Here is a 26108-nt window from a genome sequence, read left to right on the forward strand (position 1 = left end):
CCACCGCCCCGCCATGACGAGGGCGCGGCGCCCCCGCCCGCCAGCGGCGGCACCAACGTCTTCACCATCTGCCCCGACGGTCACGAAGGTGTGGTCGGCGGACACACCACGTGCGCATTCGCAGAGAACGTGCGCCGAGATTTCTACGCCACAGGCATGTCCAACCACTTCACCGCGTTCTCACCGGTCACCGGCGACGCCTACCAGATGACGTGCGTCGGAAGATACCCCGCATATTTCGACGACGGCTCGACGATGATCTCGACCCGCTGTTACGGCGGTGACAACGCCGAGGTGGTCATCTGGTGACGGCGCTCCTCAGGCGCCGGCGGCCGTCACCCGCCGGGCGGTCCGACGCCCAACGGCCGGCAGACATTGGTCGTCGGGTCCCACCACTGCCCGGGATCACAGGCCAGGGGCGTCGGTCCGACGCCCAGCGGGTAGCAGGCCTTGGTGAACGGCTCCCAATACTGGCCGGGCTCGCACTGCGCCGAGCTCACCGCCGGTATCCCGATCGTCGTGACCGCCATCGCCGCCACCGCCAGCATGACGACGGCCGCCAACCGGCCCACCAGGCTGCGCAGCGCAGATTTCTTGGAGAGCATGCATGGGGATGGTAGGGGCATGACGGTGCCTTGGCCGCGGTTTTTGCCGATGCCGCCGGCAGCCAAGCCGAGGGCGAGTCGGCGCCGGCCGGGTGTGCCGAGGGTAGTGCACTGACCACAGTGCTTATCGGGAGTGCTCAAAGAAATTGCGCCGCAAACGATTCGACGACATCGATCAGCTCGTCGGGCGCTTCCCAGTTCAGCAGATGCCCGGCATCGGGCACCGTCACAAGCCGCGCACCGGGTATCCCCGCGGCGAGCCGGCGCGAATGAGCCGGCGGCGTGGTGCGGTCGGCGGTGCCGACCATGACCGCGGTCGGGACGGCGATCTCGGCCAGCCGCGGGTAGCGGTCCTCGCGGGAGAAGGCCCGCACGATCGGCAGCAGCGGCCCGTGCTCGGCGAGGTGCCGGTTGAAGAACTCGACGAACACCGAGACCATCGCCGGCGACGGGTGCGCCCCGCACTGCGCGGCGCCGAACAACGCCGCGACGGTCCGGTTGCGCAGCGCCGCCTGCAGGATGCCGTACCGCAGCAGCGGGATCTGCAGCCGATTCTGCGGCGCCCCGTCCAGGATCCGGCCGGCCCAGGTCGCGAACAGCACCAGCCCGCGCAGCCGCTGCGCCGCGTCGGCATGGTCGAGCACCGCGCGGATGCTGACGAACCCTCCCATGGAATGCCCGACGAGCACCCCGTCGTGCACGTCGAAGTGGCGCAGGACCGCGGCCACATCGGCGGCCATGGGTTCCGAACCCACACCGTCGGCACCCGGCGTGGAACGCCCGTGCCCGCGCTGGTCGAATGCGATGACGCGAAAACCCTTGGCCTGCAGGTCCTCCCACACCAAATTCCACTCCAGGATGCGCGCGGTGTAGCCGTGGACCAGAACCACGGGCGGGCCCTGCCCGGCGACCAGGGCGTGCAACACGGTCCCGTCGGGGCGGGCGATGCGAACCTGCTCGCCGCGGGGCTCGGCGACCAGCCGCTCGCGCGGAACGGGGTCGGGGTTCTGCTGGATCCGGGCGAGCGCCGCCCGCGCCGCACCCCACACCGAACCGAGCGCACCGGCCACCGCCGCACCGGCAACGAGCTTTGCCCTCACCATGTACCTCCCGACACCGGCCGCCCGCGGCGTCGCGACCCCGTGCGCGGATACGCTACGCGCCGGGCACCGCCGCGGCCATCCGTGAAAGACTCCGTGGAGTTCAGCGGCCACCGACCCCGAGGGCACCCGTGACGACTTCCGACGCAACACCATCCGACCCGGAGCAGCCGCCGTTGCCGGAGGTGATGAACGAGCTGATCCTGGGCGCGTGGACCTCGCAGGCGATAACCACTGCCGCCGATCTCGGGGTGGCCGACGCGCTGGCGTCCGGGCCGCTGCCCCTCGACGAACTGGCCGGCAAGGTCGGGGCCAACCCCGACGCGCTGCGCCGGCTGCTGCGGGCGCTGACGAGCAGGGGCATCTTCGCCCTGCGCGCTGACGGCCGCTACGAGCTGACCCCGCTGGCCGATCTGTTGCGTTCCGATGCCCCCGTGTCGATGGCCGCGATGGCGCGCTTCGTCGGCTCGCGCCAGCAGCGTGAGCATTGGAGTCTGCTGACGGAGGCGATCAGGACCGGCACCTCGGTGGTGAAGAAGCTGCGCGGCACGAGCTTTTTCGAATACATGGGCGAGGACGCCGAATTCGGGCAGCTCTTCAACGACGCGATGACGAGCTTGTCCAGTGCGGCGATCGGCCCCGTCGTGCAGGCCTACGACTTCTCGCCCTACGGCACCGTCGTCGATGTCGCCGGCGGTCACGGCCGCCTGCTCGCCGCGATCCTGGACTCGGCGCCCGAGTCGCAGGGCGTGCTCTACGACCTGCCCGACGTCATCGCCGGGGCGACGCCGCTGCTGCGGGAACTCGGAGTGGCAGAACGGGTTCGGCTTGCCGAAGGCTCGTTCTTCGACGGCGTCCCGGCCGGCGGCGACGCCTACGTGCTCAAGCACATCGTCCATGACTGGGACGACGAGCCGTGCGTGCAGATCCTGCGCAACGTGCGGTCGGCCGCGGGCGCCGGCGCGACGCTCCTGCTGGTCGAGGCGGTCGTCCCCGCGGACGACAGCGCACCGGTCGTCAAACTGGTCGACATGGAGATGCTGGTCATCAACAACGGCCGGGAACGCACCGCCGACGAGTACCGCCGCCTGCTCGAGGCGGGCGGTTTCGCGATGACGCGCGTGGTGCCGACCGCGTCGCGGTTCAGCATCATCGAGGCCCGCGCGACGTGACGCCGCGGCCGTAAGCCCCCTCAGTTGCCGGGGCTGCCGGCGTCGCCCACCGGTTTGCCTGCGTCATCGGCCGGCTTGGTCCCCCCGCTGCCGGTCAGGTAGCTGGGGCAGTAGTGGGCGGCCGACAGGGTGGTGAACTTGGCGGCGCCGGCGCCCTGGAACTCCGGGTTGCGGTTGCGCAGCTCCGTCACGATCTCCGCGGCGGACTTGCCGCCGTCGAGCAGGGAACACACCGATTTGGCCGCACCGATGGCCAGGTCGGGGTTCTTGTAGGTGATGTCGGCGGCGCGCAGCTGCGTCAGGAAGTCCTGGTCGTTGTTGATGTCGGCGTGCGCCGGCGCGGCCAGGCCGATCGCGGCGGCCACACATGTGAGCGGCAGTAGATATTTCATGACCGCACGATTCTCGCGCACGCCGCGGCGGGTCGACGCCGTCCGCGGCAAACTGTAGGTGAACTTTCCGAAGCCGCGGGCGCCCGGGAAGCCCGCGAAAAGCGCGGCAGGGGCCGGCGCGCGGGCGACGAATCGGGCAGCGGGCGGGTAAAGAGGCGGTCACTGCCGGCGCGAAGGCTAGCCCCCGTTCGGGGGCGCCGGCCCGGTGTCCAGCGCGTCCGGGCAGTAGATGTTGGCCGCGATCGCGGTGAAGCGGGCGGCGTTGTCGGCCTGCAGCTGGGGATTGAGTTTCTGCACGTCTTTGACGATGTCGGCCAACGGCATGCCCCGGCCGGCCATGGTGCAGACGGCCTTTCCGGCCGCGATCACGCGGCCCGGATCCGAATAGGTGAGGCCGGCCGCCTGCAGCGTCGCCAGGAATTGGTCATCGGCGCCGTCGGCGTGCGCGGGCACCGCCATGCCGAGCATGACGGCACCGCCGATCAACGCCGCAGGAAGTCTCATCGCGCTCCGATCGTCTCAAAGCGACGCCGGGTCGTCAACCAAAGGTTGACAGCGCCGTGCCGTCAACCTAGCGTTGACGTATGTCCGACGCCACGCCGACCTCCTACCCCGTCCGTCTCGACGACCTGATCACCACCATCAAGCAGGTGCACCCCGACGTGCTGGACCAGCTCGCCAACGCGGTCCTGGCCGCCGAGCACCTCGGCGAGGTCGCCGACCACCTGATCGGGCACTTCGTCGACCAGGCCCGCCGCTCCGGGGCCTCCTGGACCGAAATCGGCAAGAGCATGGGCGTCACCAAACAGGCCGCGCAGAAGCGGTTCGTCCCGCGCCCCGAAGCCGCGACACTGGACCCCCGCCAGGGCTTCGGGCGCTTCACGCCGCGGGCCCGCAACGCCGTGGTGGCCGCGCAGCACGCCGCGCACGACGCCGGCGCCACCGAGATCACCCCCGACCACCTGCTCACCGGCCTGCTCGGCGATCCCGCCGCGCTCGCGACGATGCTGCTGCACCGCCAGCACGTCGACACCGACGCGTTGCGCGCGGCGGTGGCCCCGGCGCCGTCGGACACTCCCGCGCAGGCCACCTCGCCGGAGCTGATCCCGTTCAGCGGCCCCGCCCGCAAGGCCCTCGAACTGACCTTCCGCGAGGCGCTGCGGCTCGGCCACAACTACATCGGCACCGAGCATCTGCTGCTGGCGCTGCTCGAACTCGAAGCCGGGGACGGCCCCCTGCACCGCGGCGGCGCCGACAAGGACCACGTCGAGGCCGACCTCATCGACGCCCTGGAAGAGCTCGCCGGCGGCCCAGCTCAAGGCGGTTGACCGGCCGGACCGACCCCCGCCCGGCGCGGCGCCGGGTGTGCGATCATGCCAAGATGCGCCGCTGGCTGATCGTCTTGTCGACCGTCCTCGCCACCGCCGCGAGCGCCACCGCCGTGGGCGCCGCACCGCGGGCCCTGGCCGGCGACGCCCCGATCGGCCACCTCGGCGACACCCTGCGCGTGGACAACGGCAGCTACATCGCCGACGTCACCGTCACCGGCGTGGGCCCCTGCGACCCGCCGCCGGGATTCGGCTACACGCGCAGCGGCACCTACAAGGGCTTCCCGGGCAGCACGGTCGAGCGCGCCGACGTGACCGTGCGCGCCGTCCGGGTGCGCGACCCGTTCATCCTTGCGACCGACTTCGCCTTCGACGGGGTGACCCCGAACGCCGACGCCTACGTGCCGCGCACCTCCGACGCGCCCGACGCGCTGGACAACGTTCTCGTCAACGCGCCCAACGGCTCGGTCGTGCGCGGCGAGGTGTACTGGGACGCCTACCGCGACCCCGTCTCCACCGTCATCCTGCTGGACAAGAAGACGGGCTACCACCTCGCGCAATGGAATCTCTGACCCCGATCGTGCACCCGGCGACGGCGGATTGCGTCGACGAGCTGGCCGCCGTTGCCGCGCAAACCTTTTCGTTGGCGTGCCCGCCGTCGGTGCCGGCCGACAGCGTCGCCGCGTTCATCGGTGCGAACCTGTCCCCCGCGCGCTTCGCGCAGTACCTGGCCGACCCGCACCGTGCGGTGCTCACCGCACGCCGAGACGACCGGATCGTCGGCTACGCCATGCTCGTTCGCGGCGTGGGCGGTGACGCCGACGTGCAGCGGGCCGTCGACCTGCGCCCGGCCGCCGAGCTGTCGAAGATGTACGTGCTGGCCGAGCAGCACGGGACCGGGGTCTCGGCGGCGCTGATGACACGGGCGCTGGACACCGCCGGGCACTGGGGCGCCCGCAGCGTGTGGCTGGGGGTCAACCAGAAAAATGCACGCGCACAACGCTTTTACGCCAAGAACGGCTTCCGGGTGACCGGTACCCGGACGTTTCAGGTGGGCGCCCGCCGGGAGGACGACTACGTCATGGTTCGCCAGACTCGCTGACCCCGGCGCTCAGCGACACCAGCCGCAGCGCGACCAACCGTTCCGGCGACACGCTCGGATGCCGGTCCACCAGGTGCGTCACGCCCCCGCAAGCGGACCCCTGCATGCGAAAACTCTGACGGCGTGCTGCAATCAAGCCCATGCCCGACTCCGAGGCCGGCGGCACCGGTGAGGCCACCGCAACGCCGCTGACCCAGCTGAGGTCCGCCCGCGAGCTCGACGAAGGCGAGCTGTCCCGGCTCTACGGCTATCCCGAGGAACGTTGCGCGCGGGACGGCACGTGGGTCCGCGCGAACTTCATCACCAGCGTGGACGGCGGCGCCACCACCGACGGCACCAGCGGCGCGATGGGCGGGCCCGGAGACCGGATGGTCTTCGACCTGCTGCGCGAGCTCGCCGACGTCATCGTCGTCGGCGCGGGCACCGTGCGGGTCGAGAGATATTCCGGCGCGCAGGCGGGCGCCGCCCAGCGGCAGCGCCGCCAGGCCCGCGGCCAGAGCGAGGTCCCGCAACTGGCGATCGTCACCCGGGCGGGCCGCCTGGACCGCGACATGGCCGTGTTCACGCGGACCGAGGTGCCGCCGCTGGTGCTCACCAGCTCGGCGGCCGCCGACGAGGCGCGCCGGCTGCTCGGGGACGTCAGCGAGGTCGTCGACTGCTCCGGCGGCGATCCCGGCACGCTGGACGAGGCCGCGCTGCTGGGCAACCTCGCAGCCCGCGGAATGCGCCGCATCCTGACCGAGGGCGGTCCGATGCTGCTCGGCTCGCTGATCCAGCGCGACATGCTCGACGAACTGTGCCTGACGATCGCGCCCTACGTCGTCGGCGGCCAGGCGCCCCGGATCGCGACGGGCCGAAACCAGCTGCTGACCCGGATGCGCTGCGCCCACGTCCTGACCGACGACGCCGGCTACCTGTACACCCGCTACGTGCGAACCTAGCTAGGGTGGTCGTCATGCGTCGGCCCCTCACGTCAGTTGCGGCCCTGCTCGCCGTGAGCACCGTGCTGGCCGGCTGCGTCCCGGGCCTGCCCGCCGACCCGCGCTTTGCGACCAATTCCGGCGCCCGGCCGCAGGGGGCGGCCCCGACCAAGCCGCCGCCCGGCGGACCGCCGCCGATCGCCGCACCCAAAAACGACCTCTCCTGGCGCGACTGCACGTCGCGGGTGTTCACCGATGCGGCCCTGCCCACCCCCGCCGGTGTCCGGCTGGACTGCGCCACCTACGACACCGACCTGGACCCCATCAACGGCGGGGCGGGAACGCTGACCATCGGTGCGGTCCGAGCCCGCTCGGACCGCACCCCGCGCGACGCGGGTCCCCTGGTGTTCACCACCGGCACCGACCTGCCGTCCTCGGCGCAGCTGCCGGTCTGGCTGTCGCGGGCGGGCGCCCGCGTGCTGCAAAGCCACCCGATCGTCGCCGTCGACCGGCGCGGCATGGGCATGTCGACCCCGATCGACTGCCGCGACCACTCCGACCGCGATGCGATGCGCAACCAGGCGCAGTTCCAGGTTGGCGACGACCCCGTCGCCAACCTGTCGGAGATCTCCAACACCGCCACCACCAGCTGCACCGACGCCATCGCCCCGGGTGCCTCCGCCTACGACAACGTGCACGCCGCCTCCGACATCGAGCGGCTGCGCACCCTGTGGGACGTGCCCGCGGTGGCGCTCGTGGGGGTCGGCAACGGCGCCCAGATCGCGCTCACCTACGCCTCGTCGCGGCCGGACAAGGTTGCCCGGCTGATCCTGGACTCCCCGGTCGCGTTGGGGGCCGGTGCCGAGACGGCCGCCGAGCAGCAGGTCAAAGGCCAGCAGGCCGCGCTCGACGCGTTCGCCGCCCAATGCGTGGCGCTCAACTGCCCGCTGACCCCCGACCCCAAGGGCGCCGTCAGCGCGCTGCTGGCCGACGCCCGCGCCGGCCGCGGCCCCGGCGGCGCATCGGTGGCGCAGGTGGCCAACGCCATCACCGTCGCCCTGGGCTACCCGTCCGGGAGCCGCATCGACGCCACCGCGGACCTGGGCAACGCGCTGGCCGCCGCCCGTTCCGGCGATCCCAACCCGCTGAATGCCTTGATCGCCCACGCCGACGCCACCGTGGACTCCGACGGCCAGTTCGTCAACTCCTGCAGCGACGCGGTCAACCGCCCCACCCCCGACCGGGTCCGCGAACTCGTCGTGGCGTGGGGCAAGCTCTACCCGCAGTTCGGCACGGTCGCCGCGCTCAACCTGGTCAAATGCGTGCACTGGCCCACGAGCTCGCCGCCGGCGCCGCCGAAAGACCTCAAGATCGACGCGCTGCTGGCCGGCGTGCAGCAGGACCCGATCGTGGGCACCGGAGGTGTGGCCGCGACGGCGGCCATCGTCATCAACGCCAACGCGGCCAGCAAGCGGGTGATGTGGCAGGGCATCGGGCACGGCGCGAGCATCTACTCGTCGTGCGCGGTGCCGCCGCTGATCGGCTACCTCAACGACGGCAAGCTGCCCGGAACCGACATCTACTGTCCCGCCTGAGTCCTTTGCGCCGGCCCGCTTTGCCCCGGTGTACGGTTCGCTCGTGACGGCAGCTGACTCGACCCGAACCGGCTTGGGTGATCGGATACTGGCCACGTTTCGTCCCCGCACCGGCGCGCCCGGCGCTGCGACAGTACTGCGCTCGGCGTTGTGGCCGGTGGCCGTCCTGTCGGTGCTGCACCGCAGCATCCCGCTTTCCCTCAACGGCAACATCACCGACGACTTCAAGCCGGTGTACCGGGCGGTGCTGAACTTCCGGCACGGCTGGGACATCTACAACGAGCACTTCGACTACGTCGACCCGCACTACCTGTACCCGCCCGGCGGCACGTTGCTGATGGCGCCGTTCGGGTATCTGGCCTTCACGCCGTCGCGCTATCTGTTCATCGTGATCAACACCGTGGCCATCCTGATCGCCTGGTACCTGCTGCTGCGGATGTTCAAATTCACGCTGTCCTCGGTGGGCGCGCCCGCCCTGCTGCTGGCCATGTTCTGCACCGAGACGGTGACCAGCACGCTGGTGTTCACCAACATCAACGGCTGCGTTTTGCTGGCCGAGGTGCTTTTCCTGCGGTGGCTGCTGGACGGGAAAGTCGGGCACCAGTGGTGGGCCGGTGCCGCGATCGGTCTGACGCTGACGCTCAAACCCCTGCTCGGGCCGCTGCTGTTGCTGCCGCTGCTGAACCGGCAGTGGCGGGCGCTGGTGCCGGCATTCGCGATTCCGGTGGCCATCAACCTGGCCGCGTGGCCGTTGGTGAGCGACCCGATGGACTTCGTCAACCGCACGCTGCCCTACATCCTGGGCACCCGCGACTACTTCAACAGCTCCATCGAGGGCAACGGCGTGTACTTCGGCCTACCCACCTGGCTGATCGTGTTCATGCGAATCCTGTTCACGCTGTTGGCGATCGGCGCGATGTGGCTGCTGTACCGCTACTACCGCACCCGCGACCCCCTGTTCTGGTTCACGAGTTCGACGGGCGTGCTGCTGCTGTGGTCGTGGCTGGTGCCGTCGCTGGCCCAGGGTTACTACTCGATGATGCTGTTCCCGTTCCTGATGACCGTCGTGCTGCCCAACTCGCTGATCCGCAACTGGCCGGCGTGGCTGGGCATTTACGGCTTCATGACACTGGACGACTGGCTGATCTACAAGTGGATGCGGTACGGCCGCGCGCTGCACTACCTGAAGATCACCTACGGCTGGTCGCTGCTGCTGATCGTGGCGTTCACCGTGCTGTGCTTCCGCTATCTGGACGCCAAGGCCGAGGACCGGCTGGACGACGGGATCGATCCGGCGTGGCTGACGGCCGAGCGGGAGCGCGCTAGCGTGGACGCATGACTGGTCCGAAGGTGCAACTGTCCGACGACGAGTGGCGCCGAAAGCTGAACCCGCAGGAGTTCGAGGTGCTGCGCCGGGCCGGCACCGAGCGGCCGTTCACCGGCGAATACACCGACACCACCACCGAGGGCATCTACCAGTGCCGGGCCTGCGGTGCCGAATTGTTCCGCAGCACGGAGAAATTCGAGTCGCACTGCGGCTGGCCGTCGTTCTTCGACCCGTCGAGCTCCGACGCGGTGATCCTGCGTTCCGACACCTCGCTGGGGATGACGCGCACCGAGGTGCTGTGCGCCAACTGCCACAGCCACCTGGGTCACGTGTTCACCGGCGAGGGCTACCCGACGCCCACGGATCACCGTTACTGCATCAACTCCATCTCGTTGCGCCTGGTGCCGACGGGATCGTGACGCGCCCGGCCCGTCGCGACACATAACCAGTTGCGACGACACGCCGACGCTCAACGCAACCGTTTATATCTCGCGTTATCTCTCGCGGCATCCGCGACGGACGAGCGCGTCGCGCACCCGCCGCACCACGTCCTGCGGCTTGTCCGCGGCGATCACCCGGACCACGATCCAGCCGAGTTCCTGCAGCGTGCGCAAGCGCCACTGGTCCCGCGCGTACTGGCGGCGGTCGGAGCGATGCTGGTCGCCGTCGTACTCGGCGGCCACTTTGTATCTCTCCCAGCCCATGTCGAGCACGCCGACCGTTCGCCAGCCCCGATGCACCGGTATCTGGGTCTGCGGAGGCGGCATTCCGGCGTCGACAAGCAGCAGACGCAACCACGTCTCCCGCGGCGACGCGGCGCCGGGATCGACCCGCGGGAGCGCCGCCCGCAACCGCCGCAGGCCCCGCGCGCGCGGATAGCGCCCGGCCAGCAACAACACGTCATCGACGCCGAACGGGGTCGCCCGCATCAACGCGTCGAGCCGCGCGACGGCCTCACCGGCGGGCAACAACCTGGCCAGGTCGAACGCCGTCCTCGCGAGAGTGGTGACCGGCAGACCCGCGACGCGGGTGACCTCGTCCCGGCCCACACGCTGGTTCCGCGTGATGACGCCGACCGGCGCATGCTGGTTGCGCCAGATCAATTCCACGGGCTCGTCGTCGTCGATCCAGTCCGAGCCGTGCAACGCCGCCGCGGCGAGCCCGGCCAGGACGCCGCGCCGCCCCGACCACAGCCACGCCGCAACGCTCCGTGTCCGCAGTGACGGCGCGGCGCACGTCGCCACGAAGACGTCGGGATGGATCGCGCGGAACAGGGTTCGCAGCTGATACGGGGTCAGCCTGCCGCACCGCCTCGCTGCCGATAAACACGTCTTCCACGCAGGAAAAGACGTGACGGCCCGCCGCCAGGATCCGCCAGACATAAACCACAGCGACCCTTTCGGGGTGTCCTCGCAGCCGGTTATCTGTCGCGGTGGACGCGACAGACCCGGCGGATCCTAGTCCACCCGGGTGGCGTGCACCTCCCAGAACGGGGCGTGCACCCGGCCGTCGACCAGCCACGGCTCCATCGTCCGGAACCGCTCCAGCAGGGCCCGGGACTGCTCGGCCATGTCGGGGTTGCGCGCGGCCATCATCTCGATGGTCTCGACGCTCATGTTGACCAGGTAGGTGGTCGGGCCCAGGTAGGTGATCTCCCAGCCGGCCGGCGGCAGCACCTCGCGAAAGTCGTCCTCGGACAGCGACCGCATCATGGTGAAGCCGTTGACGTCGTGCGCGCCGAACTCGAACATGTACAGCCGCGCGCCCGGCCTGGTGGCCCGGTGCAACGCTCGCGCGTAGGACTTCTGCAGCTCGGCATCGGCGCTGAAGGTGTGGTAGAAGGCGCAGTCCACGACGGTGTCGAAGCGGCCCTCCAGCCCGTCCAGCCGGGTGGCGTCGGCCAGTTCGAAGTCCACCGACACCCCGGCCTTCCGCGCGTTGTCCCGGGCCCGCTCCAGGGCGGTCGCCGAGCCGTCGATGCCGGTGGCTGCGTAGCCCTTGGCGGCGTAGTAGATGGCGTGGTGGCCCGGCCCGGTGCCCGGGTCGAGCACCTCGCCCCTGACCGCGCCGAGGGCGACCAGCCGCCGGACCACCGGCTGCGGCCCGCCGATGTCCCACGGCGTGGCCGCCGGCAGGCCGTTCGACAGCCGGTCGTCGCGGTACATCTCCTCGAACCGGGCGGGATCTGTCGGGTCGAATTGGTTCGTCATGGCAGCGCGTTCACCAGCTGCTCGACCGCCACGCGCGGCCCGGTGAAGAACGGCGTCTCCTCGCGGGTGTGCCGTCGGGCGTCGGTGGCGCGCAGCTCACGCATCAGGTCGACGATGCGGTGCAGTTCGGGGGCCTCGAACGCCAGGATCCACTCGTAGTCCCCGAGCGCGAACGCCGGCACCGTGTTGGCGCGGACGTCCTTGTACTCGCGGGCGGCCATGCCGTGCTCGGAGAGCATGCGGCGGCGCTCCTCGTCGGGCAGCAGGTACCACTCGTAGGACCGCACGAACGGATACACGCAGATGTAGGCGCCGGGCTCCTCGCCGGCCAGGAACGCCGGGATGTGGCTCTTGTTGAACTCGGCCGGGCGGTGCAGCGCCACGCTGCTCCACACCGGCGTGCAGGCCCGGCCGAGCGTGGTGGTGCGCCGGAAGTCGGCGTAGGTGGCCTGCAGCGCCTCGACGGTCTCGGCGTGAGTCCAGATCATGAAGTCGGCGTCGGCCCGCAGGCCGGCCACGTCGTAGAGGCCGCGCACCACGACGCCGCGCTCCTCCTGCAACTTCAGGAACGTCGCCGCGTCGTCGGTGACGGCGTCGCGCTGGTCACCGAGCGCACCCGGGCGCACGGCGAACACCGAGAACATCAGGTAGCGCACCGTCGCGTTCAGCGCGTCGTAGTCGAGCTTGGCCATGAAACCTATCGTGCCACTTCCGCCGCGAGGGCCTCGACCGCGCGCCCCGCCGCGCCGACGCACGCCGGCACCCCGATGCCGTCCAGGTAGCTGCCCGCCACGGCGAGCCCCGGTGGCAGACCGGCGCGGACCTCGGCGATCAGGTCGGCGTGGCCGGGACCGTACTGCGGCATCGCGGCAAGCCAGCGCTGCACGCGGGCGTCGACCGGCTCGACGGTCAGCCCGAACACGGTGGCCAGGTCGCCCACCGCCCAGTCCAGCAGCTCGTCGTCGGACGCGGACTCAGCCAGCCCGTCGCCGAAGCGCCCGAACGACAGGCGCAGCAACTGGATATCCGTGCGGGCGCCCCCCTTGCGTCCCCATTTTCGGGAAGACAAGGTCACCGCCTTGGCGCGCAACCGCTCCCCGCTGGCCACCAGCACTCCGGAGCACCGCGGGAACGGCGTGTCGCCGGGCACCGCGAGCGCCACCACGGCAGACGACGCGCTCGCGATCCGGCCGGCGGCCGCGGCGGTGCGCGGGGCGGCGCCGGCCACCAGCGCTGCCGCCCGCGCGGGCGGCACCGCGAGCACGACCGCGTCGGCGTGCCACCGGGCACCGGACTCGTCGCGCAGGTCCCAGCCGGCCCCGGCACGCTCGAGCCGGTGCACCGCGGCGCGGACCCAGCGCAGCCCGCTGCGCCGGACCAGCTCGTCGATCAGCACCTGATAGCCGCCGTCGATCGCCGCGAACACCGGCGCGCCGGTGGCCGGCGGCAGCGCCTGCCGGACCGCGTCGGTCAGGCAGGCGGCGCCGCGGTCGAGGGCCGCCGCCACGCCGGGAGCCGCCGCGCGCAGGCCGATCGTCGCCGCCGAACCCGCGTACACCCCGCTGAGCAGCGGATCCACCGAGCGGGCGACCACCTGATCGCCGAACCGGTCGCCCACCAGGTCGGCGACCGCCGGGTCGCCGCCGGGCCGCCAGTCCAGCGGGCGGCCGGGCTCGGCGTCGATGCGCGCGACGGTGGCCTCGTCGACCAGTCCGGCCATCGACGCCGCCGACGACGGGATACCGACGACGGTGCCCGCCGGCAGCGGATGCAGGCTCTGCCCGCTGTAGATCAACGGCCGCGCTCCGGTGGTGGCCAGCTGGCGCCCGGACAGGCCGAGTTCGGCCAGCAGCGCGGGCATTTCGGGCCGGCGCAGCACGAACGCCTCGGCGCCGACGTCCATCGACTGTCCCCCGACGCGCTCGGTGCGCAATATCCCGCCGAGCCGGTCACCGGGCTCGAAGAGCGTGATGTCGGCGTCCGCATCGGCCGCGCGCAGCCGGTAGGCCGCCGTCAGCCCCGAAATCCCACCCCCGACAACGCAATACGATCCAGATGTCATAGCGAGTGGACCAGCGACACCAACTCGGTCAGCACGCCGGGATCGGTTTCCGGCAGCACCCCGTGGCCGAGATTGAACACGTGACCGGCCGCCCCGGCCTCGACGGCGCGGCGTCCGTCGTCGAGGACCGCGCGTGCGGCGCGCTCCACCGCCGGCCAGCCCGCCAGCAGGACCACCGGGTCGAGGTTGCCCTGCAGCGCCGTCCCGGCGCCGGCGCGGGACGCGGCAGCGGCGAGCGAGGTGCGCCAGTCCACACCCACCACCGTGGCACCACAGTCCGCCATCGCGCCCAGCAGTTCTGCCGTGCCGACCCCGAAGTGGGTCATCGGCACGCCGTAGCCGGCCAGTTCGGCGAACACCCGCGCGCTGTGCGGTTGCACGTAGGCGCGGTAGTCGGCCAGCGACAGGGCGCCCGCCCACGAATCGAACACCTGGATCGCGTCCACCCCGGCGTCGAGCTGGGCCCGCAGGAAACCGACGGTGATGTCGGCCAGCTTGCCCAGCAGCGCATGCCAGGTGTCGGGCTGGGCCAGCATCATCGCCTTGGTGCGGGCGTGGTGGCGGCTCGGGCCGCCCTCGATCAGGTAGGACGCCAGGGTGAACGGCGCACCGGCGAACCCGATCAGCGGGACCTCGCCGAGCGCGCCCACCAGCAGGGCCACCGCGTCGGCGACCGGTTGGATACGTTGCGGGTCAAGCGGTTTGAGCTCGTCGACGTCCGCAGCGGTGCGCACCGGCGCGGCGATGACCGGCCCGACACCGGCGACGATGTCCAGGTCGATACCGGCGCCGAGCAGCGGCACCACGATGTCGGAGAACAAGATCGCCGCGTCGACGCCGTGGCGGCGCACCGGCTGCAGGGTGATCTCGCACACCAGCTCGGCGTCGAAGCAGGCGGCCAGCATGTTGTGGTTGGCGCGCAGCGCCCGGTATTCGGGCAGCGAACGGCCGGCCTGCCGCATGAACCACACCGGCGTCCGGCGGGGGGTGCGACCGGTCACGGCGGCCAGATAGGGCGACTCGGGTAGGTCGCGACGCGTGTTCATCGGGCTCAATGCTGCCACGACCGGGCGACGGGGGGTGCGCGCCGATCTTCTGGGTACCCGGCGATGCCGCTGACGGGCGGCTCGGCGAAGCACAAGGACGTGGTCGAGGAGGTGGGAGTGCGTCGTCGACCGCGCGCTGCGAAACGTCGCGCACGGCCGGTTCGCGCGGTCGGTGGCGGGCGTGACCGACTTCGCGGCGGCGGTGTACGCGGCCAACGGCCTGATGGGCCCGGGCTGATGAGCATCGTCGGCGCGACGGGCTGCTCGCCGCGGTCCTGCGCCGGGAGAGGTGACCGCCGTGGCGGACACCGCGAGCGGCCCCCAACCTGCGCCCCGGCGGCTCGGTGTGCCCACCCGGGGCAGCGCCAATCCGGCGCTGACGATCATGGCGCTGGCGTCGCGGCTGGCCGAACGGGTCGTGCGCGGCGACATCACAGCACAAACCGCACGTCTGGGTGCCCGCTCCGGGCGCAGATGCCGCTTGCGTAACATCAAGAACCGCAACCGTTTAACGCGTGTCGATCAACAGTTCAGGAGTCCGGATGCCTGTCAGCCTCCCGCCGGTCAACTACGACGAGTTCCCCAGCCTGCGTTGTGAACGCGGCGAGAACGGCGTGCTGACGCTGGTTCTCGACGCACCCGGGCTGAACTCGGTGGGGCCGCAGATGCACCGGGACCTCGCCGACATCTGGCCGGTGATCGACCGCGACCCCGACGTGCGTGTGGTTCTGGTGCACGGCGAGGGCAGGGCGTTCTCCTCCGGCGGCAGCTTCGATCTGATCGACGAGACCATGGGTGACCACGAGGGCCGCATGCGCATCATGCGGGAGGCCCGCGACCTGGTGTTCAACATGATCAACTGCGACACGCCGGTGATCTCGGCGATCCGGGGGCCGGCCGTCGGCGCGGGCCTGGTGGTGGCGTTGCTGTCCGACATCTCGGTGGCCGGCCGGACCGCCAAGCTCATCGACGGGCACACCAAGCTCGGGGTGGCCGCGGGCGACCACGCCGCGATCTGCTGGCCGCTGCTGGTCGGCATGGCCAAGGCCAAGTACTACCTGCTCACCTGCGAGACGCTGCTGGGCGAGGAGGCCGAGCGCATCGGCCTCGTCTCGATGTGTGTCGACGACGACGACGTGCTGACCACGGCCAACCGCATCGCCGAGAACCTGGCACAGGGCGCCCAGACCGCGATCCGCTTCACCAAGCACAGCCTCAACCACTGGTACCGCATGTTCGGCCCGACCTTCGAGACGTCGGTCGGGCTCGAATTCCTCAGTTTCAGCGGTCCCGACGTGGCCGAAGGCCTGGCCGCGCACCGCGAGAAACGTCCGGCGAACTTCACCGGCACCGCCACCTGAGCAGGGCCGATACCACCTCCGACGCCTCCTCCCGCGCGACCGGCGGGCCAACATCACGGCTCGGTCGCGACGGCGCGCGCCTCGGCGTGCCTGTCGCGGCGTGTCGGGCCTGGGGTCTACCGTCAGAAGTGCCGACGACGACGCAGGGCGGCGGCGACGAGGAGGAGTGGCGCCAGTGAGCTCAGCTGAACCGGCCCCATTCCGCGAGGCGGTCGCGGCGATGAACGCAGCCAGCGTGCGACCGGAGATCGAACTGGGCCCCATCCGGCCGCCGCAGCGGCTGGCGCCCTACAGCTACGCGCTGGGCGCCGAGGTCAAACACCCCGACCTCGAGATCGTCCCGGAGCGCTCCGAGGGGGACGCGTTCGGCAGGCTGATCCTGCTGTACGACCCCGACGGCGCCGACGCCTGGGACGGCACGCTGCGCCTGGTCGCCTACATCCAGGCCGACCTCGACGCCAGCGAGGCCGTGGACCCCCTGCTCCCGGAGGTGGCGTGGAGCTGGCTGAACGACGCGCTCGAGTCGCGCCTGCAGCACGTCACCGCGCTGGGCGGCACCGTCACCGCCACCACCTCCGTGCGCTACGGCGACATCTCCGGTCCGCCGCGTGCCAACCAGCTCGAGCTGCGGGCGTCGTGGACCGCGACCACCCCCGACCTGGGTGTCCACGTCGAGGCGTTCTGCGAGGTGCTCGAGCACGCCGCGGGCCTGCCGCCGTCCGGGGTCACCGACCTGAGCTCGCGGTCACGCGCCTGACATGCGCGAACCGTCGGCCTCCAGGCCCGGTAGCGCGTCGGCCGCAGCACCCGGCAGCGGCGAGCCCGACAGCACCGAACCCGAACCCACTCCCCTGCTGCACCCGGCCGCCGGGCTGCCCGCCCTGTCGGTCAGCGTCCGCGAGATCGCGGCGGCCGCCGAACTGCTGGACCGCGGTCACGGCCCGTTCGCAGTGGACGCCGAGCGCGCGTCGGGTTTCCGCTACTCGAACCGGGCCTATCTGATCCAGATCCGGCGCGCCGGCGCCGGGACCGTGCTCATCGACCCGGTCAGCCACGGCGCCGACCCGCTGGCGGCGCTGCGGCCGGTAGCCGAGGTGCTCGCCACCGACGAATGGATCCTGCACTCCGCCGACCAGGACCTGCCGTGCCTGGGCGAGGTCGGCATGCGGCCCCCCGCGCTCTACGACACCGAGTTGGCCGGGCGGCTGGCCGGCTTCGAACGGGTGAACCTGGCCGCCATGGTCCAGCGGCTGCTGGGTTTTGGGCTGGCCAAGGGCCACGGCGCGGCCGACTGGTCCAAGCGACCGCTGCCCGCCGAGTGGCTCAACTACGCGGCCCTGGACGTCGAACTGCTCATCGAACTGCGCGAGGCGATCTCGGATGTTCTCGCCGAGCAAGGCAAAACCGATTGGGCCGCACAGGAATTCGACCATCTTCGCACTGCGGGACTGGTGGACGCGGCCCCGGCCGCCCGGCGGGACCGGTGGCGACGGACGTCGGGAATCCATCGGGTGCGTGACCGGCGGGCGCTGGCCGCGGTACGCGAGCTGTGGTTGGCGCGCGACCGCATCGCGGCGCGCCGCGACGTCGCGCCGCGCCGCGTGCTGCCGGATTCGGCCATCATCGACGCCGCGGTCGCCAACCCCACGACCGTCGAGGAACTCGTCGCGCTGCCGGTCTTCGGCGGGCGCAACCAGCGGCGCAGCGCCGAGGTGTGGCTGGCGGCGTTGCAGGCGGCCCGCGAGAACCGGCATCCGCCGGCGGACGCCGAGCCGCCGAACGGGCCGCCGCCCGCGTCGCGGTGGAGCAGGCGCAAACCGGAGGCGGCGGCGCGGCTGGAGGCGGCCCGGGCCGCGCTGGCGGAGGTGTCGCAGCGGGTGGGCGTCCCCGCCGAGAACCTCGTCGCGCCCGACCTGGTGCGACGGCTGTGCTGGGACTGGGAGACCCCCGGCGACGGGCCGGCGGACGCGGTCGGTGCCGTCGACGGGTTCCTGCGCGCCGGGCAGGCGCGGACCTGGCAGCGCGAACTGGTGGTCGCCGCGCTGGCGCGCGCGGTGCAGCAGGCCGACACCGCCCAAGGTGCCGAGAAGCCGGATTAGTCCAGGGGCTCGCGGATCTCCGCTTCGGCGACGCGGCTGCCCAGGGCGGCGACCCAGCCGGTGACCCGTCGGGCCACGCCCTGGTCGGTCAGCCCCAGGTCGGCCAGCAACTCACCGCGTGCGGCGTGCTCGAAGAACTCCTGCGGCAGCCCGATGTCGCGGCAGGGCACGTCGATCTCCGCGCGCCGCAGCGCGGCCGACACCGCCGACCCCACGCCGCCGTTGACGCCGTTGTCCTCGAGCGTGACCACCAACTTGTGCTGCCCCGCCAGCTGCAGGACACCGTCGGACACCGGCAGCACCCAGCGCGGGTCGATCACGGTCACGCCGATCCCCTGGTTGTGCAGCCGCCTGGCCACCGCGATCGCCATCGCGGCGAACGCCCCGACCCCCACCAGCAGCACGTCATGGTTGACCCCGCCGGCCGGCACCGCGAGCACATCGACGCCCGAGATACCCGACCCGCGGCGCTCCAGGGCCGGAATATCTTCGCCCACATCGCCTTTGGGGAAGCGGATGGCGGTCGGTCCGTCGTCGACGTCGAGCGCCTCGCCGAGTTGCTCGCGCAGCCGGGTCGCGTCGCGGGGCGCGGCCACCCGCATGCCCGGCACGATGCCCAGCATCGACATGTCCCACATGCCGTTGTGGCTGGGGCCGTCCGAACCGGTGATCCCGGCCCGGTCGAGGACCATGGTGACGGGCAGCTTGTGCAGCGCCACGTCCATCATGATCTGGTCGAACGCCCGGTTCAGGAACGTCGAGTAGATGGCCACCACGGGATGCATCCCGCCCATCGCCAGACCGGCCGCGGACGTCATCGCATGCTGCTCGGCGATGCCGACGTCGTACAGGCGGTCCGGGAACTGCTGGCCGAACGCCGTCAGGCCGGTGGGGCCGGGCATCGCGGCGGTGAGGGCCACGATGTCGCGGCGCTGCCTGGCGTAGGCGATCAGCGCGTCGGAGAAGGTCGCCGTCCACCCCGGGGCCGGAATCTTGGTGGCCCGGCCGGTGACCGGGTCGATCACGCCGCAGGAATGCATCTGCTCGGCTTCGTCGTCCTCCGCCGGCGCGTAGCCCATCCCCTTGCGGGTGACCACGTGCACGATCACCGGGCGCCCGAAATCACGCGCGTGGCGCAGCGCGACTTCCACCGCGCGTTCGTCGTGCCCGTCGACCGGGCCCACGTATTTGAGCCCCAGGTCGGTGAACAGCAGCTGCGGGGCCAGCGAGTCCTTGATGCCCGCTTTCACGCTGTGCATGAACCGGTAGGCGAGCTTGCCGACGAGCGGCATCGCCCGCAACGCGTCGCGCCCCTTCTCCAGCGCCTGCTCGTAGGCGGGCTGCAGCCGCAGCGTGGCCAGATGGTCGGCCACGCCGCCGATGGTCGGCGCGTAGCTGCGGCCGTTGTCGTTGACGACGATGATCACCGGGCGGTTGGACGCCGCGATGTTGTTCAGCGCCTCCCAGCACATGCCGCCCGTGAGCGCCCCGTCCCCGACCACCGCGACGACGTGCCGGTTGCGGTGGCCGCTCAGCTCGAACGCCTTGGCCAGCCCGTCGGCGTACGACAGGGCCGCGCTGGCGTGGCTGGACTCCACCCAGTCGTGCTCGCTCTCGGCCCGCGACGGGTACCCCGACAAGCCGCCCTTTTTGCGCAGGCTCTCGAAGTCGTGGGCGCGCCCCGTCAGCATCTTGTGGACGTAGGCCTGATGGCCGGTGTCGAAGAGGATCGGGTCGTGGGGCGAGTCGAACACCCGGTGCAGCGCCAGCGTCAGTTCGACCACGCCCAGGTTGGGACCCAGATGCCCCCCGGTGGCAGCGACCTTGTGGATCAGGAACTCGCGAATCTCGGCGGCGAGGTCGCGCAGCTGCTGTTGCGAAAGGTGCTGCAGATCGGCGGGCCCGCGGATCTGTTCCAGCATCCCGACAGTCTACGCAGCGACCGCGGGAACGGCAGGCGCAGCGGCGGGAGGCAGCCGGCCTACGGCGGACCGAAGAGTTCGGCCAGCGCGCCGTGAAGTTCGGGGTCTGCCAGCATGACGACCTCGTCGCCGGCCTGAAGTTCGGTGTCGCCCCGCACCGGCACCAGGCCGGTGGTGCGGACCACGATGCTCACCCAGACATCGCCGACGCGGTCACTGAGCCCCTCGACCGTGCATCCCTCGGCGGCGGAGCCCTTGGCGACGCTGAAGCGATGGACCCCCTCCGGCTCGTCCGCGAGCCGGACACCTATCTCCCACGGCCGGGTCTCGACCGTGCGCATCGGCAGGTGCAACAGAGTCGCCACAGCGGGCACCGCGCTGCCCTGCACCAGAACCGAGAAGATCACGACGACGACCACGATGCCGTACAGACGTTCCGCGTCGGGGACGTGCGCGGCGCGCAGCAACTCGCCGAGCAGGATCGGCACGGCCCCTTTGAGGCCGGCGAACAGGATGAAGACACGTTCGTTTCGCGCGAGTTGCACGCCGGCCAGGCAGGAGCTCACCGCCAGCGGGCGAATCAGCGCCGTCAGAGCCACTCCGAGAGCGAGCCCGGGAATCCACACATCGGGATGGGTGAGCACGTTGAGGTCGACGGTCAGGCCCAGCACGACAAACGCAACGATTTCGGCGAGACCTGCCAGGGCGGCGTGGAATCGCTTGATCTCGGGCTTGTAGGGCGCGCGAGCGTCGCCGATCACGATGCCGGCGACGAACACGGCCAGAAATCCTGAGCCGTGCGCAAGCGTGGCGATGCCGTACAGCATCAGGCTCGATGCCAGCGTCCGTAGCGGGTAGAGGCCTTCGCTCGGCAAAGCCACGCGGCGCATGAAGGCGAGCAGGGCGCGACCGCCGATCACCCCGACGGCCAGGCCGATCGCCATTTGCAGAGCGAATTGAGTCCCCACGCTGGCGAACCCGGCCGCGCTGAGGCCACCGGCCGCGATCAGGCTCGTCATCAACGAGATGCCGACCGGATCATTGGCGCCGGACTCACCCTCCAGGATGGTGCTGCTGCGCCCCCTGATCTCGCGTTTGCCCAGGACGGAAAAGACCACGGCCGGATCGGTGGGAGCCACCGCGGTCGCGACGAGCACCGCGGGGAACCAGCCGACTCCGCACGCGTAGTGCAGCAGCAGCGCGGCGCCGGCGGCGGTGAGGGCGGTACCCAGGACGCCGACCGACAGGATGGGGGCAACTGCCGCGCGAAAACGGTTGCGCCCGATGTGCATTCCGCCGTCGAACAACACCAGCACGAGCGCGATGGTGATTACCCGCTCCACGACCCGCTCCGACGGCGGCTGCAGCACGGGCACGGTGCGCACCGCCACCGCCGCTCCGACCAGCATGAGCAGCGGCACCGGAATCTTGATCCGCTCGGTCAGACGGTTTGCCAGCACCGCAACCAAACCGATGGCGCTGGCGAACAGAACCATCAGCGCGTAACGCAGGCTCTCGTTCACGATGACGGCAATCGACCCGGCTCGACGGCCGGGGACCGCCCTATTGTGGTAAGCACCTCAGCCTTTCAGTCGGTCGACACAGACGTCGCCGACCAGACTTCCCGGCACACCGCGATGGAGTCTAGTCGCTCTCGGCAGGCATCACCCGCAGCGGCATCGCGCGTACCGGTGTCTCGGTCGCGCCGGTATCACCGCTGCGCGCGGGTCAGCAGCGCCACACATTCCGCGTGATGGGTCAGCGGGAACGCGTCGAACACCCTGACCTTCTCCACGGCGTAGCCCCGCTCGCGGTACAGGCCGATATCGCGCGCGAAAGACGCTGCCTCACAACCGATGTGCACTACCCGCCGAACCTCGGCGGCGGCCAGTATGTCGATGACCTCGCGCCCGGCCCCGGCCCGCGGCGGATCCAGCACGGCCACGTCGGCGCCGGAGCGTTGTGACGTCAGCGCCCGCCGCACCGAATCGGTGACGACGTTCACCTGCGGCAGGTCGGCCAGCGCGACCCGGGCCGCGCGCGTCGACGCGCGCGACGTGTCGACCGTCAGCACCCGTCCGGAGCGCCCCACCGCGTCGGCGAGCGCGGCGGCGAAAACGCCCGCACCGCCGTAGAGGTCCCAGACCTGCATGCCCGCGCCCGGCTGCGCCCACTCGGCGACCAGGTTGGTGTAGACCCGCACCGCGTCGCGGTGAGCCTGCCAGAAGGCCGTCACGGGCACCCGCCAACTGCGACCGCCCACCCGCTGCACCGCCTCGTAGCCGCCCTCCACCACCTTGGTGGCGGTCCGCCCGCCGTGGCGCACCGTGCGCACCACGTGGCGCCGGCCGTCGTCGTCGAGGGCCACGTGCAGCTGTGCGGCCGGCGGCAGGTCGGCCGTGGAGACGTTGTTTGCCAGGCTCTCGGCCAGCCCGTCCAGCATCCCGTGGGACAGCTGCGCGCAGCGCAGGTCGGTCACCAGGGCGTCGCTGTGGTAGCGGTGAAAACCGGGGCGGTGGTCCGGCCCCACCTCCAGCCGGACCCGGGTGCGCCACCCGGTCGGGCCCGACGCCGACAGCTGCTCGGCCCCCGCATCCGCGCCGCTCCAGTCGAACCCGCCCAGCCGTTGCAACTGGTTGGCCACGACCTGGGCCTTGAGCGCGCGGGCCGCCTCCGGAGCGGCGAACGCCAGATCGCAACACCCCGCGGCGCCCACCCCCGCGATCGGGCACAGCGAGTCGGTGCGGTCCCCTGACGCGTCGATCACCTCGACAACCTCGGCGTGCCAATAGGATCCGCGGTCAGCGGTGACGCGTACCCGCACGCGTTCGCCGGGCAGCGCATACCGGACGAACACCACCCGGCCCTCGTGGTGCGCCACGCAGCTGCCGCCGTTGGCGGGGGCGCCGGTGACCACCGTCAGCTCGGCCTCGGCCGCGGTGGCCGGCACCGCCGCCGTTGCCCGGGACGGTTCGGGCCGCCGTCGTGTGCTCAATCGAGGATTCCGCGACGGGCATCGCCGGGCGCGGATTGGGGCTGCAGATTAGAGAGCCGCTCCGACGACGTCAACTGCCAGGGAACCGAGGTCACCATCACGCCGGGCATGAACAGCAGGCGGCCCTTGAGCCGCAGCGCGCTCTGGTTGTGCAGCAGTTGCTCCCACCAGTGCCCGACCACGTATTCGGGGATGAACACCGTCACCACGGTGCGCGGCGACTCCTTGCTGGCGCGCTTGACGTAATCCAGGACCGGACGGGTGATCTCGCGATACGGGGAGGCGATGACCTTGAGCGGCACGCTGATCTCGCTCTCCTCCCACTGGTGCACCAGCTCCCGCGTCTCCGCGTCGTCGACACTGACCGTCACGGCCTCCAGCGTGTCGGGCCGGGTGGCCCGTGCGTAGGCCAGCGCGCGCCGGGTCGGTAGGTGCAGCTTCGACACCAGCACCACGGCGTGGTTGCGGCTGGGCAGGACGATGTCGTTCTCCTCTTCCGCCGCCTGCGCCAATTCCCGGTTGACGGTGTTGTAGTGCTTACGGATCAGTTTCATCATTAGGAACAGCACGCTCATCGCGACGATCGCGATCCACGCCCCGGCGAGGAACTTGGTGATCAACACGATGAACAGGACAGTGCCCGTGGACAGCAGCCCGACGGTGTTGACCACCCGCGAGCGCATCATCGTGCGCCGCACCCGCGGGTCGGTCTCGGTGCGCAGCAGCCGGGTCCAGTGCCGCACCATGCCGATCTGGCTGAGCGTGAACGAGATGAACACCCCCACGATGTACAGCTGGATCAGCGCGGTCACCTCGGCCCGGAACGCAAGGATCGCCAGCAGCGCCGCCACCGACAGGAAGAGGATTCCGTTGGAGTACGCCAATCGGTCTCCGCGCGTGTGCAATTGGCGCGGCAGATAGCTGTGTTGCGCCAGGACGGACCCCAGTACCGGGAACCCGTTGAACGCGGTGTTGGCCGCCAGCACCAAAATCAGCGCCGTCACCGTGGCGATCAGCAGGAACCCGATGTGGAAGCTGCCGAACACCGTCTCCGCCAGCTGCGTGACGAGGGTCTTCTGGTAGTAGCCCGGCGGGGTGCCCGTCAACTGGGTCGCGGGATCGTCGACGAGCTGAACCCCGATCTTCTGGGCCAGCACGATGATGCCCATCAGCATCGCCACCGCGATCCCGCCCAGCATCAGCAGCGTCGTGGCGGCGTTGCGCGACTTGGGCTTCTGAAACGCCGGTACCCCGTTGCTGATCGCCTCGACACCGGTCAGCGCCGCGCAGCCCGAGGAGAACGACCGCGCCACCAGGAAGGCGAACGCGAAGCCGACGACCGGGCCGTTCTCGGCGTGCATCTGGAAAGCGGCGGATTCGGCGCGCAACGGATCGCCGAGCGCGTAGATCCGGAACAGTCCCCAGCCGACCATGGCGACGACCCCGACGATGAACGCGTAGGTCGGGATGGCGAACGCCACCCCCGACTCGCGGATGCCGCGCAGGTTCAGCCCCATCACCAGCAGGATGGCGGCCACGCAGAACCACACCTTGTGTTCCGCCACGATCGGGATGGCCGAGCCGATGTTCGACATCGCCGATGCCGTCGAAACGGCAACGGTGAGAACATAATCCACCATCAGAGCACTGGCCACCGTGAGGCCGGCGTTGTCGCCGAGGTTGGTGGTGACCACCTCGAAGTCGCCGCCGCCGGAGGGATAGGCGTGCACATTCTGCCGGTAGCTGGCCACCACGACGAGCATGACCGCGACCACCGCCAGCCCGATCACCGGCGTCAGCGAGTAGGCGGCCACACCGGCCACCGAGAGCATCAGGAAGATTTCCTCGGGCGCGTAGGCCACCGAGGACAGGGCGTCGGAGGCGAACACGGGCAGGGCGATGCGTTTGGGCAGAAGTGTGTGAGTCAGCCTGTCGCTGCGAAATGGTTGCCCGATCAGCAACCGGCGAGCGGCAGTGGAAAGTTTGGACACGAGAGCCAAGAGTAAGCCCACCCCGGCCTGCCGGTAGCGTTCTCCGGACGAGAATGTTCGTGAGCCAAATCGGCTGGCCAACCAAGGTTGCCGATAGGTGAACACCAGCAGGACCAGCCGGGAGGGCCTCGAGTGCGGGTGGTAGTGATGGGGTGCGGCCGGGTGGGTTCGTCGGTGGCCGACGGGCTGTCCCGGATCGGTCACGACGTCGCGGTCATCGACCGTGACAGCACCGCCTTCAACCGGCTCAGCCCGGAGTTCGCCGGGGAGCGGGTGCTGGGCCAGGGTTTCGACCGCGATGTCCTGCTGCGGGCGGGCATCGAGGAGGCCGAGGCGTTCGCCGCGGTGTCCTCCGGTGACAACTCCAACATCATCTCGGCGCGGCTGGCGCGGGAGACGTTCGGCGTCCAGCGCGTCGTCGCCCGCATCTACGACGCCAAGCGGGCCGAGGTCTACGAACGCCTCGGTATTCCCACGATCGCCACCGTGCCGTGGACGACCGACCGCCTGCTCAACGCGCTGCTGCGCGATACCGAGATCACCAAGTGGCGCGATCCGACCGGCACGGTCACCGTCGCCGAGGTCGTCCTGCACGAGGAGTGGATGGGCCACCGGGTGACCGACCTCGAGCAGGCCACCGGCGCCCGCGTCGCGTTTCTGATCCGCTTCGGGGCGGGCGTGCTGCCGGAACCCAAAACGGTCATCCAGGCCGGCGATCAGGTCTATGTCGCCGCGATCGCCGGGCGCGCCGCCGAGGCGGTGGCCATCGGCGCCCTGCCGCCGAGTGAGGACGTCGAGCCGGGGCCGGGCCGATGAAGCGGACCGGGCCCCCGGCCGGGGTGGCGGGGGTACCACCCCCTAGCTGACTCTTATACACATCT

General features: G+C 70.9%; 25 protein-coding genes and 2 pseudogenes. 13 read left to right on the top strand and 14 right to left on the bottom strand.

Features of this window, described 5'->3' with window-relative positions; all coding sequences use genetic code 11:
• Positions 1–309, top strand: a pseudogene (locus FPZ47_RS18005) (hypothetical protein); the annotation flags it as partial.
• 26 nt (positions 310–335) lie between these two features.
• On the opposite strand, the gene FPZ47_RS18010 reads toward FPZ47_RS18005, so the two are convergent.
• Positions 336–605, bottom strand: a complete 270-nt coding sequence (locus FPZ47_RS18010) for a hypothetical protein (RefSeq protein WP_246133212.1) — start codon at positions 603–605, stop codon at positions 336–338.
• Between the two features lie 137 nt (positions 606–742).
• Positions 743–1705: an alpha/beta fold hydrolase gene (locus FPZ47_RS18015; RefSeq protein WP_246859867.1), complete on the bottom strand. Its 963-nt coding sequence runs from the start codon at positions 1703–1705 to the stop codon at positions 743–745.
• A 131-nt stretch (positions 1706–1836) separates the two neighbouring features.
• On the opposite strand from FPZ47_RS18015, the gene FPZ47_RS18020 reads away from it, so the two are divergent.
• Complete coding sequence (locus tag FPZ47_RS18020; protein WP_246133213.1) at positions 1837–2877, top strand: methyltransferase; 1041 nt, start codon at positions 1837–1839, stop codon at positions 2875–2877.
• Between the two features lie 20 nt (positions 2878–2897).
• On the opposite strand, the gene FPZ47_RS18025 is transcribed toward FPZ47_RS18020, so the two are convergent.
• Positions 2898–3269, bottom strand: a complete 372-nt coding sequence (locus tag FPZ47_RS18025) for a DUF732 domain-containing protein (protein WP_144946280.1) — start codon at positions 3267–3269, stop codon at positions 2898–2900.
• Positions 3270–3446: 177 nt separating this feature from the next.
• Positions 3447–3773, bottom strand: a complete 327-nt coding sequence (locus FPZ47_RS18030) for a DUF732 domain-containing protein (RefSeq protein ID WP_144946283.1) — start codon at positions 3771–3773, stop codon at positions 3447–3449.
• Positions 3774–3853: 80 nt separating this feature from the next.
• Here FPZ47_RS18030 and FPZ47_RS18035 point away from each other — a divergent pair, with 80 nt between their 5' ends.
• From FPZ47_RS18035 to FPZ47_RS18045, 3 genes are read left to right on the top strand one after another with little or no spacing between them, the layout of a single operon-like run.
• A complete protein-coding gene (locus FPZ47_RS18035; protein WP_144946286.1) occupies positions 3854–4597 on the top strand; it encodes a Clp protease N-terminal domain-containing protein in 744 nt (247 codons plus the stop codon).
• A gap of 53 nt (positions 4598–4650) precedes the next feature.
• Positions 4651–5169 carry a hypothetical protein gene (locus FPZ47_RS18040; RefSeq protein WP_144946288.1) on the top strand — a complete coding sequence of 173 codons (519 nt, stop codon included), beginning with the start codon at positions 4651–4653 and terminating at the stop codon, positions 5167–5169.
• Complete coding sequence (locus FPZ47_RS18045; protein WP_144946291.1) at positions 5157–5699, top strand: GNAT family N-acetyltransferase; 543 nt, start codon at positions 5157–5159, stop codon at positions 5697–5699. The genes FPZ47_RS18040 and FPZ47_RS18045 overlap by 13 nt, the downstream gene beginning before the upstream one ends.
• A gap of 28 nt (positions 5700–5727) precedes the next feature.
• Here FPZ47_RS18045 and FPZ47_RS29635 read toward each other — a convergent pair.
• Positions 5728–5841: pseudogene (locus FPZ47_RS29635) on the bottom strand (cell division protein ZapE); the annotation flags it as partial.
• Between FPZ47_RS29635 and FPZ47_RS18055 the strand changes: the two are divergent.
• From FPZ47_RS18055 to msrB, 4 genes are read left to right on the top strand one after another with little or no spacing between them, the layout of a single operon-like run.
• Positions 5840–6640: a pyrimidine reductase family protein gene (locus tag FPZ47_RS18055; RefSeq protein ID WP_144946294.1), complete on the top strand. Its 801-nt coding sequence runs from the start codon at positions 5840–5842 to the stop codon at positions 6638–6640. The pseudogene FPZ47_RS29635 and the gene FPZ47_RS18055 sit on opposite strands and share 2 nt — an antisense overlap.
• Before the next feature lie 14 nt (positions 6641–6654).
• Complete coding sequence (locus FPZ47_RS18060; protein ID WP_144946297.1) at positions 6655–8214, top strand: alpha/beta hydrolase; 1560 nt, start codon at positions 6655–6657, stop codon at positions 8212–8214.
• A 28-nt stretch (positions 8215–8242) separates the two neighbouring features.
• A complete protein-coding gene (gene aftC / locus FPZ47_RS18065) occupies positions 8243–9553 on the top strand; it encodes an arabinofuranan 3-O-arabinosyltransferase (RefSeq protein ID WP_144946300.1) in 1311 nt (436 codons plus the stop codon).
• Positions 9550–9960, top strand: coding sequence for a peptide-methionine (R)-S-oxide reductase MsrB (gene msrB / locus FPZ47_RS18070; protein ID WP_144946303.1), 411 nt, complete (start codon positions 9550–9552; stop codon positions 9958–9960). Before aftC ends, msrB begins: the two co-directional genes overlap by 4 nt.
• Before the next feature lie 75 nt (positions 9961–10035).
• Here the strand turns inward: msrB and FPZ47_RS18075 are convergent, their stop codons facing one another.
• The 5 genes from FPZ47_RS18075 to hemE all read right to left on the bottom strand — a co-directional run bounded on the left by FPZ47_RS18075 (position 10036) and on the right by hemE (position 14859).
• Complete coding sequence (locus FPZ47_RS18075) at positions 10036–10923, bottom strand: endonuclease domain-containing protein (RefSeq protein WP_144946306.1); 888 nt, start codon at positions 10921–10923, stop codon at positions 10036–10038.
• 75 nt (positions 10924–10998) lie between these two features.
• Positions 10999–11751 (bottom strand): class I SAM-dependent methyltransferase, encoded by a 753-nt coding sequence (locus FPZ47_RS18080; protein WP_144946309.1) that lies wholly within the window; start codon positions 11749–11751, stop codon positions 10999–11001.
• Complete coding sequence (gene hemQ / locus FPZ47_RS18085) at positions 11748–12443, bottom strand: hydrogen peroxide-dependent heme synthase (RefSeq protein WP_144946312.1); 696 nt, start codon at positions 12441–12443, stop codon at positions 11748–11750. The genes FPZ47_RS18080 and hemQ overlap by 4 nt, the downstream gene beginning before the upstream one ends.
• A 5-nt stretch (positions 12444–12448) precedes the next feature.
• Positions 12449–13813 (bottom strand): protoporphyrinogen oxidase, encoded by a 1365-nt coding sequence (locus tag FPZ47_RS18090; RefSeq protein WP_144946315.1) that lies wholly within the window; start codon positions 13811–13813, stop codon positions 12449–12451.
• The gene (hemE, locus tag FPZ47_RS18095) at positions 13810–14859 is read right to left on the bottom strand and encodes a uroporphyrinogen decarboxylase (RefSeq protein ID WP_144946318.1); all 1050 of its coding nucleotides are present in this window, start codon (positions 14857–14859) and stop codon (positions 13810–13812) included. Before hemE ends, FPZ47_RS18090 begins: the two co-directional genes overlap by 4 nt.
• 542 nt (positions 14860–15401) lie before the next feature.
• Here hemE and FPZ47_RS18105 point away from each other — a divergent pair.
• The 3 genes from FPZ47_RS18105 (at position 15402) to FPZ47_RS18115 (ending at position 18319) form a co-directional block, all read left to right on the top strand.
• Entirely contained in the window at positions 15402–16220 is an 819-nt protein-coding gene (locus FPZ47_RS18105; protein WP_144946324.1) for an enoyl-CoA hydratase/isomerase family protein, read from the top strand.
• 175 nt (positions 16221–16395) lie between these two features.
• A complete protein-coding gene (locus FPZ47_RS18110; RefSeq protein WP_168209490.1) occupies positions 16396–16977 on the top strand; it encodes a DUF3000 domain-containing protein in 582 nt (193 codons plus the stop codon).
• A 1-nt stretch (position 16978) separates the two neighbouring features.
• Positions 16979–18319 (top strand): HRDC domain-containing protein, encoded by a 1341-nt coding sequence (locus FPZ47_RS18115; protein WP_144946330.1) that lies wholly within the window; start codon positions 16979–16981, stop codon positions 18317–18319.
• Here the strand turns inward: FPZ47_RS18115 and dxs are convergent.
• The 4 genes from dxs to FPZ47_RS18135 all read right to left on the bottom strand — a co-directional run bounded on the left by dxs (position 18316) and on the right by FPZ47_RS18135 (position 25227).
• On the bottom strand, positions 18316–20241 hold the full coding sequence (gene dxs / locus FPZ47_RS18120; protein ID WP_144946333.1) for a 1-deoxy-D-xylulose-5-phosphate synthase: 1926 nt from the start codon (positions 20239–20241) through the stop codon (positions 18316–18318). The genes FPZ47_RS18115 and dxs overlap by 4 nt on opposite strands.
• Before the next feature lie 59 nt (positions 20242–20300).
• Complete coding sequence (locus FPZ47_RS18125) at positions 20301–21764, bottom strand: cation:proton antiporter domain-containing protein (RefSeq protein WP_246133214.1); 1464 nt, start codon at positions 21762–21764, stop codon at positions 20301–20303.
• A 188-nt stretch (positions 21765–21952) separates the two neighbouring features.
• Positions 21953–23191, bottom strand: coding sequence for a class I SAM-dependent RNA methyltransferase (locus FPZ47_RS18130; RefSeq protein WP_144946417.1), 1239 nt, complete (start codon positions 23189–23191; stop codon positions 21953–21955).
• A 41-nt stretch (positions 23192–23232) separates the two neighbouring features.
• The gene (locus FPZ47_RS18135) at positions 23233–25227 is read right to left on the bottom strand and encodes an APC family permease (RefSeq protein WP_144946336.1); all 1995 of its coding nucleotides are present in this window, start codon (positions 25225–25227) and stop codon (positions 23233–23235) included.
• Positions 25228–25359: 132 nt separating this feature from the next.
• Between FPZ47_RS18135 and FPZ47_RS18140 the strand changes: the two genes are divergently transcribed.
• Complete coding sequence (locus FPZ47_RS18140) at positions 25360–26043, top strand: potassium channel family protein (RefSeq protein ID WP_144946340.1); 684 nt, start codon at positions 25360–25362, stop codon at positions 26041–26043.
• Positions 26044–26108 lie beyond the last annotated feature (65 nt).

Origin of the sequence: Mycobacterium helveticum, assembly GCF_007714205.1 — a bacterium.
GTDB lineage: Bacteria > Actinomycetota > Actinomycetes > Mycobacteriales > Mycobacteriaceae > Mycobacterium > Mycobacterium helveticum.

Excerpts from the sequence above, each read along its gene's own strand:
- FPZ47_RS18010 (WP_246133212.1), bottom strand. The coding sequence starts at position 605 with ATGCTCTCCAAGAAATCTGCGCTGCGCAGCCTGGTGGGCCGGTTGGCG.
- FPZ47_RS18025 (WP_144946280.1), bottom strand. The coding sequence starts at position 3,269 with ATGAAATATCTACTGCCGCTCACATGTGTGGCCGCCGCGATCGGCCTG.
- FPZ47_RS18030 (WP_144946283.1), bottom strand. The coding sequence starts at position 3,773 with ATGAGACTTCCTGCGGCGTTGATCGGCGGTGCCGTCATGCTCGGCATG.
- FPZ47_RS18035 (WP_144946286.1), top strand. The coding sequence starts at position 3,854 with ATGTCCGACGCCACGCCGACCTCCTACCCCGTCCGTCTCGACGACCTG.
- FPZ47_RS18040 (WP_144946288.1), top strand. The coding sequence starts at position 4,651 with ATGCGCCGCTGGCTGATCGTCTTGTCGACCGTCCTCGCCACCGCCGCG.
- FPZ47_RS18045 (WP_144946291.1), top strand. The coding sequence starts at position 5,157 with ATGGAATCTCTGACCCCGATCGTGCACCCGGCGACGGCGGATTGCGTC.
- FPZ47_RS18055 (WP_144946294.1), top strand. The coding sequence starts at position 5,840 with ATGCCCGACTCCGAGGCCGGCGGCACCGGTGAGGCCACCGCAACGCCG.
- FPZ47_RS18060 (WP_144946297.1), top strand. The coding sequence starts at position 6,655 with ATGCGTCGGCCCCTCACGTCAGTTGCGGCCCTGCTCGCCGTGAGCACC.
- msrB (WP_144946303.1), top strand. The coding sequence starts at position 9,550 with ATGACTGGTCCGAAGGTGCAACTGTCCGACGACGAGTGGCGCCGAAAG.
- FPZ47_RS18075 (WP_144946306.1), bottom strand. The coding sequence starts at position 10,923 with ATGTCTGGCGGATCCTGGCGGCGGGCCGTCACGTCTTTTCCTGCGTGG.
- FPZ47_RS18080 (WP_144946309.1), bottom strand. The coding sequence starts at position 11,751 with ATGACGAACCAATTCGACCCGACAGATCCCGCCCGGTTCGAGGAGATG.
- hemQ (WP_144946312.1), bottom strand. The coding sequence starts at position 12,443 with ATGGCCAAGCTCGACTACGACGCGCTGAACGCGACGGTGCGCTACCTG.
- FPZ47_RS18090 (WP_144946315.1), bottom strand. The coding sequence starts at position 13,813 with ATGACATCTGGATCGTATTGCGTTGTCGGGGGTGGGATTTCGGGGCTG.
- hemE (WP_144946318.1), bottom strand. The coding sequence starts at position 14,859 with ATGAACACGCGTCGCGACCTACCCGAGTCGCCCTATCTGGCCGCCGTG.
- FPZ47_RS18105 (WP_144946324.1), top strand. The coding sequence starts at position 15,402 with ATGCCTGTCAGCCTCCCGCCGGTCAACTACGACGAGTTCCCCAGCCTG.
- FPZ47_RS18115 (WP_144946330.1), top strand. The coding sequence starts at position 16,979 with ATGCGCGAACCGTCGGCCTCCAGGCCCGGTAGCGCGTCGGCCGCAGCA.
- dxs (WP_144946333.1), bottom strand. The coding sequence starts at position 20,241 with ATGCTGGAACAGATCCGCGGGCCCGCCGATCTGCAGCACCTTTCGCAA.